The sequence below is a fragment of the Corynebacterium sp. MC3 genome, assembly GCF_900099485.1.
GTDB lineage: Bacteria > Actinomycetota > Actinomycetes > Mycobacteriales > Mycobacteriaceae > Corynebacterium > Corynebacterium pseudogenitalium.
The window spans coordinates 24,823-37,599 of record NZ_LT622811.1; the positions used below are offsets into that span (position 1 = coordinate 24,823).

6 protein-coding genes and 1 pseudogene are annotated in these 12,777 nt (G+C 48.7%); 1 reads left to right on the forward strand and 6 read right to left on the reverse strand.

The window, feature by feature from the left end:
* Positions 1-65: 65 nt before the first annotated feature.
* Together BQ4436_RS01720 and BQ4436_RS11455 are read right to left on the reverse strand one after the other, a co-directional pair.
* On the reverse strand, positions 66-3,791 hold the full coding sequence (locus BQ4436_RS01720) for a bifunctional glycosyltransferase/CDP-glycerol:glycerophosphate glycerophosphotransferase (RefSeq protein WP_083329383.1): 3,726 nt from the start codon (positions 3,789-3,791) through the stop codon (positions 66-68).
* A gap of 573 nt (positions 3,792-4,364) precedes the next feature.
* Positions 4,365-6,131, reverse strand: coding sequence for a glycosyltransferase family protein (locus tag BQ4436_RS11455; RefSeq protein ID WP_176754787.1), 1,767 nt, complete (start codon positions 6,129-6,131; stop codon positions 4,365-4,367).
* Positions 6,132-6,648: 517 nt separating this feature from the next.
* Here BQ4436_RS11455 and BQ4436_RS11460 point away from each other — a divergent pair.
* Positions 6,649-6,915: pseudogene (locus BQ4436_RS11460) on the forward strand (transposase); the annotation flags it as partial.
* Positions 6,916-7,502: 587 nt separating this feature from the next.
* Here the strand turns inward: BQ4436_RS11460 and BQ4436_RS01730 are convergent.
* From BQ4436_RS01730 to BQ4436_RS01745, 4 genes are all read right to left on the reverse strand, one after another.
* On the reverse strand, positions 7,503-10,013 hold the full coding sequence (locus tag BQ4436_RS01730; protein WP_070975300.1) for a glycosyltransferase family protein: 2,511 nt from the start codon (positions 10,011-10,013) through the stop codon (positions 7,503-7,505).
* Positions 10,014-10,388: 375 nt separating this feature from the next.
* Entirely contained in the window at positions 10,389-10,784 is a 396-nt protein-coding gene (gene tagD / locus BQ4436_RS01735) for a glycerol-3-phosphate cytidylyltransferase (protein ID WP_070975301.1), read from the reverse strand.
* Positions 10,785-10,989: 205 nt separating this feature from the next.
* Positions 10,990-11,808 (reverse strand): ABC transporter ATP-binding protein, encoded by an 819-nt coding sequence (locus tag BQ4436_RS01740; protein ID WP_070975302.1) that lies wholly within the window; start codon positions 11,806-11,808, stop codon positions 10,990-10,992.
* The gene (locus BQ4436_RS01745) at positions 11,792-12,685 is read right to left on the reverse strand and encodes an ABC transporter permease (RefSeq protein WP_070975303.1); all 894 of its coding nucleotides are present in this window, start codon (positions 12,683-12,685) and stop codon (positions 11,792-11,794) included. The genes BQ4436_RS01740 and BQ4436_RS01745 overlap by 17 nt, the downstream gene beginning before the upstream one ends.
* Between the last annotated feature and the right edge of the window lie 92 nt (positions 12,686-12,777).

Sequence of the window (12,777 nt, forward strand, 5' to 3'; positions counted from 1 at the left end):
GTGGACGGCTTATGCCTGCCGCCCACCACCTCGAGGCTCCGCTTATATTTACTTTCACTTGGGTTTTAATTCCGGTCTGCATTAAAAACCAAGTCGTACACCTCTTTAGCTGTGCTCTCAGAGTCATTTGGCGCAAACTTTGCTCTATAACTGTGATATGCAGTTGCGTATCGAGCCTTCACATCGTCGAGATTGCTTAAAGCATCGATGAGTTGAGACGTGGATTCACATAACGGTCCAGGAGCTGAGTCTACAAAATTAAAATAAAAACCTCGCGTTTTGCTGCTGTATTGTTCCAAGTCGGGAACCAGGAACAATATAGGTTTACCAGTGTTGACATAATCGAACATAACAGACGAGTAATCGCCGACCATCAAGTCTGATGCGTTAATCAAGTCATTGAGATCCGGATACTTCGTCACGTCAATAACATTAGAGCCAGCCAACACCTTATTGGATTTGCTCGTGTTGACGTGGCCTCTCGCCAAGACGACCACGTCGGAGCCAAACCTTTTTTGTAATGCACCAAAATCCAAATATGACACCTTTTCGTAATGGCCAGACGAGGTTTTTTTGTTATCTCGCCATGTCGGAGCATATAAGATGACAGTTTGGTTTTCCTCTATCTCAAAAAACTCACGAGTAATCTGTCGAGATTCTTTGGCAACCTTGCCGAACAACGAGGAATTCCGAGGATATCCGATATCAATCACGTCACCCTCGTAACCGAACGCCTTACTCATCGTACGCCCGGCCCAAGGGGATTGAGCCAGGAAATAGTCCCAATACGCCGCCTCTCGTACCATTAACTGCCTATACACAAGACTAAGGTTTTGTGACGGCACGTCATTTCCGATGCGTTTCAGCGGCGTACCATGCCAGGTTTGCAGATAAACCTGGTTCGAAGCCTTACGGAATGCAGAAGGGAAATTATTATTATTTACCAGGTACTTTGCAGTCGAAAGTATTTCCCACCACTTACTGCTATATTGGACCAAAGGAACTGCTCCCTTTGGCACCGCAATGGATTGATCCTTTACCGTCCAGTATCGAACGAGATCAGGGCGATTTCGTCCTATCTCACGGTCTAAAGCTAAGCACGAGTCTGTGACGGCCGACCCTCCAAAGCTCTCGAATAAGACAGCCTCAACAAGGTTTCGGCTCCCCTCAGTCATGTACTTACTTTGCAAGCGATATTGCTTGATCCTGCCTTGACTATCAGGAAGTAACAGTGGTGCGATACGCACGTTCATGCCATGCGCAGAAGGCGTAGGAGATACGATGACGCGACTTAATTCGCCATAAATGGTTACCTCTCGAAGGATTTCTTCCTTAACAATTCGGGGCCAAACACTCGCAGGCAATTTCTTGCCAGTCGGTTGGAGGATTTGGAAAACATACGATCCAGACGGGACGGCTACGCGGGCCCCACGTGCATCCGTGCGGTCGAGCCGAAAACTTACAGTGAACGCGCCAGTCTCGCCGTTAAACGTGAAATTGCTCGGGTAGATGTTACCTGCAGCAGAATTTACCAAGGCGAAAGACGGCGATGACTGCCGGACTAACCCCAAATCGAAAAATGCCCTCCCCTCAACAGTCAGGGAGTTTCTTCCTTCATCAAACGAATACCCCTCCACAATGCCGAACTGCGAGTATTTTTCGAGTGAAGCATATCCCCAGAGCGACGCGGTCAATCCGAAGAATGGCTTAGCGTATTGATTCTTTAGACGGTTAGGCAGCGACAGGTGGGATACATACATGTCGTGGCTGACTATTTTGAGGTCGAAAGCGGTGATGTTTTTAGCTTTGTCTCCCCCTTTCCACGGAAGTGGAAGGTTTGTAACCCATTTTTCGCCTTCCATGTCCAGTTCAGCCTGGGTTAAGACAGTCCCACCCCGAGACGCTTCAATGCGAAGGCCATATTCCTCAATGGATCGTCTCCAATGCTTATCGTCTTGCTTCAGATTGTCAATCTCCAGCTTCAACCGCCCATCAACGAATTTTGCGTCAGCGACCATAAATCGGGCTTCCTCGACTTTGACGCTGATTCCGTTCGAGTTCGAACCAAAGACCACTCGGTCTCCACTCCCAGTGAGCTCACCTGGTTGCAGGGCGGTCAACCCCATCCATCGCGAAAACTTCGTTCTCTCACTTTCCACATAAAAGGCGTCAGTATTAACACGACATTTCAGCATCATCTCCTGTCCGACCTGATGTCCAATTTTTGACTTTAAATAGTCCGGATCGAGATTGATGCGGATTACTGACGCGGACTGGTCCACAAACCAATTTGGGAGAAAAGGAATTAACTCTTCGCGAGTAATCTGCTCTGGGTCAAGTGAAATCAATTCGTCCCCGTCGCTCGATGCAAGGTACGGTTCCAACACCAGGGAGGCACCCCAGACTGTCGGCAGACAATTCAGTGCACACCAAACGTCCAGCGATACCGTTCCATCTTCATTCATTTTCTGGTCGAAGACCCGAAAATCTAGTTTCAACAGCGACGGACTGATGATCCGTTCCTCGTTGGTTAATTCAAACGATAAGCCGTCCTCAATCTTGGAGTAAGCAACTACATTGCCATTTTCGTCGATTTCATCTTCCCAGTAGGGTCCAAATTCTTGAAAATGAAGTAGCACTGCACGAAAGTCATCAATGGTCCCCTTTGCCAGTGCTAGCGCCATCAAACGACGGTCGTAAGGCATTGCCTGGACCGCACCGAGGTCTGCCTTTGGGTAAAAGTATTGCACGGCGGCTTGAAGAGAGCGACCAAATTGCGAATCGGTACGTGGCTCTTCTCGGTAGTAATAATACAAGTCCTCTGAAAGGAGCTTTGTGAACCAGTAGTTCTTAAGCGATTCATCCGGGCTCACCTCAACTATTTTTTCCACCGACTTTGCGACATGCACCCTCTGCTCAAGGTCGTAGAGATTCGCTTTATTTTGGGTAATAGAGCTATTGTCATCCCGCTGTCGCCACCTATAGACGACCTCGGCCAAGAGATCGAACTTGATACCACCAGCGTAAAGCTTCGCTGTCGCCTCTTGGTCCTCGTATAGGACCCCTTCAGGAAACTTGCCTACAAGTTCGTCCCACTGATCAGCCCTAAACAACTTGTTACAGGCGAATACGTCATACAGAGCTGGAGGAAGTTCCGATGCTGTAACGCCCTGCTGGTCTTTGAAATGAACTTCTTCCACCCATGCTGGTGTCCATGAGCGAGTCGAGTTAAACCGTTCAATCGAACCTGCTACAAAAAACGAACCCGATCTCTCCAATGACTTAACCATCATAGAGATGCCGCTTGGAGTAACGATGTCATCTGAATCAACAAATGTGAGATACTTGCCGTTTGCCCTCTCGATACCAGTATTTCTGGCGGCTCCCAAACCCGCATTCTCTTTATGAATAACCGTTATTCGGTCATCCATATCTTTGAGCTGCTCACAGATCATCGGCGAGTCATCATCCGATCCGTCATTCACCAGAATCACTTCAACGTTCGAATAGTCCTGGTTCAAGACGCTCAAAACCGCTTCTTCCAAATATTCCTGAACGTTATAGACCGGAATAATGACAGATACCAATGGTCCCGTTCTCAGCGGGCTCTTTGTTGAACGCTTTTCGGCAATCGCTGGCTTCTTCTCACCGGTACCACCAGCAGACGGTGCGCCGGAACGATGCTTGGCATAGAGCTCCGCCCCCAATATCTGACGAAGGCGCGGATTGTCTACCACGCGATCCAGTCCTGCGGAACGAGCGATTTGTGCGACTTTGGTACTAAGTTTCATACAAGGTCCTCAAATATTCAACAGTTTTGCCACTGCATACCAAAACGTTAAGCGAACACGCTAATAGGCAACATTAAGCAAGACGGCAAGCCTCTTTTGCGTTCTCAATATCCGATTCGGATGCTTTCGTCTTTCATTACCTTAGCACTTTCGTCCTCATTTGAACTGTCGGGCTCCTGATTATTCCCAGTCCTTTCATCAAAACGACCTATCAGACGGTCAACAGCAAAACACAGACCATCACTGACACGCCAGTCACTTTCCATCCCTAACGACCAGTGTCAAATGGATGTCCGCCCGCTCAGAATCATGGTCGCCGAAGCGTCCTGGGAAACTTACCACCCCTGTTAACCGCTCAATCTGCTTAGCATCCGGCTGGATATGTAGTGCCTACGCATGGTTGTCTGCGTAATAATGACAACAGAGTCCCGATTAGTCGGAGTGAAGGGACACGAGCCCGTATACTGAGGACTGCGGAATCCACTCCACCAAGCTCTGAAGAGAACTGCAAATAGATACGCGGATGTTGATCGCGTACAACAGGTTTCGCCTAGTCGAACTGTTAGCCAGTAACTATGCAATTACATGTTTTTCGTGTAATCCAAATGTACGCACTTGCCCTTGTGCAATGAAATCTTCATCTGAAATTCGCCACGTATGGCCTGAGCTTCTGACCTGGATAAAATTAAATCGGTCACTGCAGTATATACTGCCACCTCGCCTCTTTACCGTGTTGATGAATGCTGTGTCTTCACCTGTATTTCTTGGTTGGAATGGCGTCTGCTTAAAGGTAGCTATTGGCCCAAATAGAGTAGGACCGGCTACAAAGTTGCCCCAGAGATGCTCACATTCTGGGTTGCGGAGAACCAAAGCATCATACTGTTGTATGTAGGCATAACAGGCTTGCTTTCCGATAAGATCTGCACCGCTGAATGCTGCTGTGTTCCTCATGTCTTCTAAATAATGAGGCAAGTAGATATCATCATCATCGAATTTAGCAATGTATTGGCCGCGTGCGTAGCTAACTGCTTTGTTGAGGCATGCACCCAATGTCTCATCCTTCGGAGATGAATCTATGATTACCTCCTTTGCAGAAATCCCATACGCTTCGAACAGTCGCTCGCGTTCTGAATCATCAAGTTCGTAGCCATGCGTGATTAAGACGAGTTCACGGTCAACGTTGATCTGACGCGAGTACTGCGAAAGTAGATGCTCAATGTTGTTTGGCCGATTTGAGGAGCAGATCACTGAAATTGTAGGTGAAAAAGTTGCCGAATCGTCTTGGAGTTTTATAGCGTCAAAGAGCAATTGCGCTCGGTGGTGGTAGCAGTGCCGATTCCAAATTGTGCGTTGTGCCTTGTGAACCATCCGGTCTCGAACTTCTGGAGAATTAACTAGAGTCTTTATTTTCGCAGCCGCATCCTCAGCCGATCGTGCTATAGAAATTTCATCTTCCGCAAAAAAGTTTGAAACTGCAGGGGAATACGCAGACACGACAGCTGCACCGCAGGCGGGAAGCTCGAACAGTCTCCTCGCACACATTGTTGCGCTATCGGTCACGGAATTTACATTTAAAAAAACTTTATGTTCCTTATTGGCACTAAGCATTCTGTCAGGACTTAGGGAACCTACGACATAACTTCTGAAGTGAGACGGAAATCTATAGCGTTTATCCAGCTCATTTTGCCTGGAAAATATCGTTAATGAAGCTCGATTGTCCTGCGCTACCTTTATGGCACCTTTTAGTAAGACGTCAAGTTGCCGACGTCGTTCAGCGTATTTTTCTGTGAAATAGGTCCCTGCAAAAGCGATATCACCCCGACGAATGCGAGGGTCTCGGATCCCTGGCATTGTCGGAGAATTGTTAGCGGGGTTGTGGATTTTAGGTTGAGCTGCAAAGGGCATAACCGCAACGGTGGCATTGTTGACGAAAGATTCATATTTCGGAATCATGTTCGCGTCGGTGGTGAAGATGACATCGAACAGTAGGGCTGTCTGGAGAAACTCGTCGAAATGGACGGGATCTTCTTTGTTCCAGAAGACCGTGGGGATACCTCGGTTCTTACACCAGTCTACGACACTCGCAAGCTCGGCGTCTGGTGATCCGGTACTTTTAATTTTTCCACGCCATTCTCCGTGGTTTCCAGAATGGGCTGACTCTACGAACAGAAAATCAACATTCGTTTGTTCTAGCTGATGTCTCCAATTATCGACGGTTATTACAATAGTATTAAACTCTTGTTGCCAGCAGTGTAGCGAGAAATCGTCCAGGATTACCGCCGCCCGAATTCTTGGAAAACTTAGTTTTGAAGTATTAAACATGTAGGCAGGTGCAGCCATGGGGTCGAAATTTTGCTGTACGCGCGAGCGTGGGTGGAGGTTAAAAGGTAATGTTAACCACGGGTGGTGGAAATACTTATTAAGATGTGTGACTGCTCTGGCGACTACATAATTGACATTACCTCGCTTCAGCTGGGTTAGCGCCGTATATGCCTTCCGTCCGATAGCCTTTAGTGAATTCATAAGTCAATTTGGTCCGTTTGGTTTGTAATGTTCACCGAGCCGGAATGGTCAGCCTCGCGACTCGGTTATTGTTATTGGTAACTTATGATAGTCCGATCTCCTTGAGCAGGTGAATACCTGCCCTTGCTGGCATGCTGAGTGCAACCAGAAGCCACAAGGAGATTCACGTCGATGCCGCATACAGTATCCCCCGCTGATACGACCCCCACAACGAACGGAATGGGTGTACTACAACTGGCCCCGCAGCACACGCAAGCGTCGGCATGTAATCCTCCTATCTGTTCGCGCCGCGCTAAAGCACCCTGGGTTGAGTCGCTGCCTTAGGTAAGGAAGGATTTGGCACTATGCCCAGAAGTATTCCGTCGAGTTTAAAGTGAAGGCGGTCTATCAGATCATCGTAGTGGTCCGTTTGGAGTCCTACTCAATGCAGCGGGCCTACGAGCAGGTCGGCGAGCTCCTCGGTGTATCTCGCCACACATTGCGGGCGTGGTACCGCGACAGCGCCTCCACCCAAGATGGCCGCATAGGGCCGGATGGCGAAACAATGGAAGAAGAACTTAAACGTTTGCAGCGAGAGAACCGTGAACTGGATCGAGCAAACTGGGGTTGCCCGCGAATCGTGGACGCGCAATGTAACTATCTGGTGGTCAGGCAGCTGTTTCTTTCTTAGCCACCCTCTGAGCGCCGCGACCCTCCTGCTCACTTTTGACCCACTTACCTAACAGGCTTGCGCCGACGCCGATTTCTTTAGCCCCATGTAAGATCGGTCGGCCCGACTCGATGACGAGGTTGGCTGCTTCACATCGCTACTCCGGCGTGAATTGTCTACGTTGTTGACTCACAACGAGCATCCTCTTTTACGGACACATCATCCGTACTACTTGGATTTCCCTTAAAGCGTGGTAGCCTCAACCCTCCTTGGGCGCACTCCTTCCTGTCTATGCCAGCGCTCGGCTGGTGTGGATACCGGCAGTAGGGCTTGGGAAGGTTGCGGAGTGTTGCCAGAAGCCCACTTCGTTGTCGCATTGTCCACACAACGCCTTTACTAATCCATCAGTCGCAGTAAGCAGCAAGCAAGCTTGTGGCGCGCTTAACAGGCACAGTATCCGGTAGGCCATTATGCGCCTCAGGGTTGCTTGCTGAGATGTCGTGTCGACCAAAACATAAAGCGATGCGTCACTCTGCACATCAGATTAAATCGATAATTTTGACGTTGGGGTAATGTGTCTTCAACGTCGCTTCGTAAACTCCTAAAGATTCTCCATGATTCCCGATATAAAACCGTACATCCTTTCCCATCATCGCACCAGCAATTGCAATGTGCATGCGGTCTGTATAGATACATGAATACCGGCTTAGAATCTCGAAAAATGGTGTAATGGAATCCATATGATTACCAAATTTTGAGAGATCCAATGTACCTCTGTACAAGTCACCCAAAGCTGAGCTTCGCTCTTTATCTCCCCTGAAAAAGAAGCCCTCGCCCAAAGCTCCGTCAACCCTAGTTAGGCTTGGCAGTTGCAAAAAGAACGCTATATCGTGACAAAATGACGCTGACGGTACGTGTTCTAGGCTGCCGCTCCTATCGCGGGCAAAATAATCGATTTCACACCCTGACTGGTCGATCATCGAAGTAGCGTAGCTATGAGGGAGTTCGATTATGTTGCCAAACACCCCAGCCATCGCTTGAGCTCTGGACCTGTTCCCTGACGTGGAGGCTCTCCACGACCCGCCACCGCCATTTAAAACAGCCTTTTCTCCCACTCTTAAGCCTAGGCGTTCCGACTCTCTCAGGTAAGGTTGCAACTCTTTCCACTGAATCGTCTTAAAGTCAATACCAAAGTGCTTTAGGAACTGCTCTGTACCCTTGTGAATCAGAGCATCTTCCCAGTTCCCCATGTTTGGCACGTAGAGCACCCAATCCCCATTGGATCGTGTTTTAATTTTGTCAGCCAACTCCTTATACTCTGGCGCAGACCGCAAATTCTTCAAGGGGTAACGAGTACGTGGCCACTTGTTGAGCTTCCGCTGTAATGAAACAACGCCAGCCTGCAAAGGCTCCATTTCCATGACTTGCATGATAATTCTTTCGGCTAACGCGAGTGCGTCATCCCATCTCTCGCTACATCCTAGCTCTAAGACTTCATAACCTAACTGGGAGGGTTTTGGAGCGCCTAATTCAGCGCCAAATGTAGACTGTAAACTTTCCTTAAATCTGACGGCTTCCGCTTTATTCCTGACACCGCAGCTCATGACCAGCGTCGATTCCCGCTGTACGATATCAAATGCAATGTCACTTGATTCTCCTGGGTACTCAAGCACAAAAACCTTAGAGCGCCACAACCAGCATTTGTGCCATACGTTGTGGAGTTCGGAAGAAGTTCTTAAAGCGTTAAACAACCAACTAACCATAGGCGCATCCGAAGCGTCATACTTGATTCCAACCGTCGATAGCGAGCGTGTCAATGCAAGGTCCGATGCCTCTTGCACACCTACGTCCTCAAACGCGTAGCGGACAGCTTTTAATAGATGTGATTCGTCCCTTGTCAGCGGACTGCGTCTAACTTCCCGCGACACTTCCCTACGCGTCGGAATCTTCCACCCCGAATTCAAAGGCTTAAAATGCGCAAGCATGAAATCACTGCTCTTGCATTCTCCGACGCCGCGAACGTAATGAGCTGTGGGATGGGCTGACGGTTTCACGCGGTCACTGGCCATTACCCACTTAGCGTTGCATTCTTGCGCAGTAAAGTATGGAAAGTTCCAGTATCTCGGCAACTGGCCCTCTTGGAGGTCCACAGCAATGTTTGATATCCACCGCCCTCCAACACCGACAACTCCAGATGAGGAGTGTTCAAGTTCGTCAAAAATTGTTCGTTTCTTCAGCGGCACTATCAATTCGTCCACATCACAATTGATCCAACCTACCGCTTTCGTTGTCCATTTGTATCGACAGTTTTGAAAAGCGCCTATCTGACAGAAGTCGGAATCCCAAGCCACGCCCGGCCCTACCCAAGGACTACCTTGCGGACCGTATTTAAAACCCCAATCAACAACAACGACATGTCCAATTCCATCAATACTCGCAACGGCTTTCGCAATATCTTGAGGAGAATACCTATCGGACCCGTTGTCGTAAATTATAACTGCATTAACGCCGTGATTTTTAACATAGAACTGGGCCCAATCTCGTATCCACGCCAGCTCTTCATTCTTTTGCAGCGTCATGAGAACTTTCGAATCTTTAAGAATCTCATAGCTCGAGATGTCTATTTCTGATTCTACGAAGAGCCCTAAAGATTCAATACGAAGCGTAAAACTAACTGTGGAGTTTTCGGGCGGCGAAGGAAGCGAAAAGATTGTAATCTGTGACCGCTCGAGGGCTTCGGTCTTTTCGAAGATTGCAACCTCTCCGTCAATAGTAACAGTTGCTGATCGTACATGCTCTTCCAAATTTAAAAGCGGTGGCCCTGACAACACAACGTCTTCTCCCACTAAAACTATGTCATAGAAGAGGGTGCTATCGTCGTATTTTTCCGCATAAGTAGGGTCTTGGAGGTGCTGAGGGCGGGCGGCGGCTCGCCTAATCGCTCCTTCAGGAAGACTGACTGAATTTGGAGTAGCTAGAGTGATTTTAGGCGCACTTTCACCCTTCAAGTTGCCTAAAGCCGTCGCATCTATGCTCGATCCTTGATTCATGAGTTACCTTTTCATTAGTTATTAAATTACAACCTGTCCCCACCATCAGTTTTAAACCTTAAGTCTTCGTGAAGGTCGTTTGCACCGCGGACACATAATGAACGCCTAGACTTCGATTATCTTTACTTCCACAAGTATTCCCAGTACTGTCCTCTTCAATAGAGTGCCTAACCCAGCACGTTGGACTATAGCGACTAAGTTAACTTACTAGTCGATAGCACCCCTTCGATTATCCCCATCCACTCTTACGTTGCAAATAGCTTGCTTGTACGGAAGGGGCATCGCCCCTCTGCACACCAAATTTTTAACCACTAGCAATTAGCTACTGCAGTGGCATGCACCGCGGCGCCAGGGGTTTCAAACTACTACCTCAATTTATCCACCGCGGTTCAATTCTCTCTTAATCTGAGTAGTTGAAATATCAGGAGTACGAGGCAGGTAAATTACCTCGCACTTCCCCTCAAGCTCAGCATCAAATTTGCCTGACCAGTCATCTCCCATAACGAAAACGTCAACTTTAAGGTTCTCTACATCACGAGCTTTTTGCCCCCATGTTTGTTCTGGTACAACTAGGTCAACATACCGTATAGCTTCCAGCATTCGGCGTCGCCTTTCGTAGGAAAAGTACGAGTGCTTACCTTTAAGTTTATTGAACTCATCAGTAGATAACGCAACTATCAAATAGTCACCAAGTGCTTTCGCACGGTGCAGCAGCTCAACGTGGCCGTAATGCAATAGATCAAACGTTCCGTAGGTTATAACACGCCGCATGGGTATCCGAGCATTCTTCCTTCAACGATTAAGTCGATCACTAAATCATCTCGCATGATATCACGCCAGAAGGTTCTTCGTTACAATGCAGCCGCTTCACTCCTAAGTTCCTAAGTTGTTTTCTCTGGCGCTCCGAAAGGGATAGTTGCTCATCGCGATCTTCTTATATGTAGAAGTGAGTGCCGAATCCGCAACCACGTCCTAACTACCGGCTTGTTTCAAGGCAGATACTAGGAGATTGATAGTCGGTCTCTATTTGCTTTATTAAATTCTCAGCATCCTTTCGCTTATTGGCCCCTTTCAGGTTTGCCCACTGCCGGTAATTTGTCGCAATTTTACCCACTTCCCCATCCGCGATGATCCTACCTTCATGAATCCAAAGTCCCCGGTCACACATTGTCTCCAATTGTTTTGGCGAATGCGAGACAAGCAACACAGTGCCAGCACTATTGATAAGCGATTTCATCTTGGCTTCCGCTCGCTGAGCAAATGCTGCGTCACCGGTAGAAAGCGTCTCATCCACGATTAGGATTTCCGGATTCGTTGCTAGCCCAATCGAGAATCCCAATCGTGCTCCCTGCCCTGAAGAATATGTGTTCATTGGGCGATCAATGGCGTCACCGATATCGGCGAGTTCAACAATCCCGGGGAACGCAGCCTTAGATTCTTCAGGCGTCATTCCCATAGCGAGGCAACCTATACGGATGTTTTTTGCACCAGAAAGACGTGGCTGCAACGCGGCATGCACTCCCATCAGCGTCGGCTGGGATTTTACTAGCACATCACCAGTTGTCGGCCTCTCGGCACCGGCAATGATCCGCATCATCGTTGACTTCCCCGACCCATTTTGTCCGAAGAAACCAACTGACTGGCCTTCATACAGCACAAGGTTGATGTCATCGAGCGCACGAACTGTGTCCCAGCCGAAACGCTTTTCCTCAGACTTCACCGGGTAGTCCATAGTGATGTTCCGAAGCACGATCGAAGGAACCATCTCGCTGTCATTGCTATTTGACTGTGGCATAGCGCTCTTCCGCCCTCCAGAAGAAAAGGAATCCGACCGCAAAGGTAGCAAAAGACCAAATGATGATCGGTCCCCAGAGGTCCATTGCTGGTACTTGACCGTACATGACGCAGTTACGGGCTGCCATAAGGAACTGGTACCCCGGGTTGTTTTCCATAACCTCTTTCAGCACTGGTTGGTGGACAAAGCGTTCAACGGAGAAGAACACGCCCGAGCAGTAGAACCAAAAACGCTGCCCCAAGCGGAAAATGATCTCTGCGTCTGGGTAAAAGGCTGTGACGCGCGCAACGATGAACATGATGCCTGTGCCGAAAATATGCGCCAGGAAGAAAAGCGGAACGAGAAAGATAATCGTCCAATGCAGCGGCTCATTGAGTTGTGTTAACAACGTGAAAACCGTCGCGACCCCGACAGGTAGCATCGTCGAATAGAACAGACGCAAGCTCTGCGAAAGCACCAGCGCTGCACGCGGGAACATGAACGACTTGATCAAGTTCTGCTGCTTCTTCACCAAGTCATTACCGTCGGTGATGTACTTCTGAAAGATCTGAAATACCGTTACCCCAAGCACCACGTATCCGGGGAAGTTCTGAATACCGTTACTCGTACGGATAATGAAGCCGAAAATTACGGCGTACATCATCGCGTCAATCAACGGTGAAATGACAAGCCAGACTTTGCCCATCCAGACGTCACGCGGCGTGCGAAACGCCTTCGCGGTTGCATCTGCGTGCAGGAAGTAGCGGCGCTGCCAGATCTCGGTGATGTACTGGCTGATAGGCGGCCGTGCAGATACTCTCTTTAGCGACGACGTGTCAACTACGATTGTACTCGAATCCTGGCACTCCAGCTCCTGGCTGTCTGCATCTCGACTCATCAACAATCCTTCCACTGGCGGTGCGACAACTCTCCGTCATTCAAAGCCTAACTGTTACAGCTTAGTAAGCACGCAGTAGCAACGCTATTTTG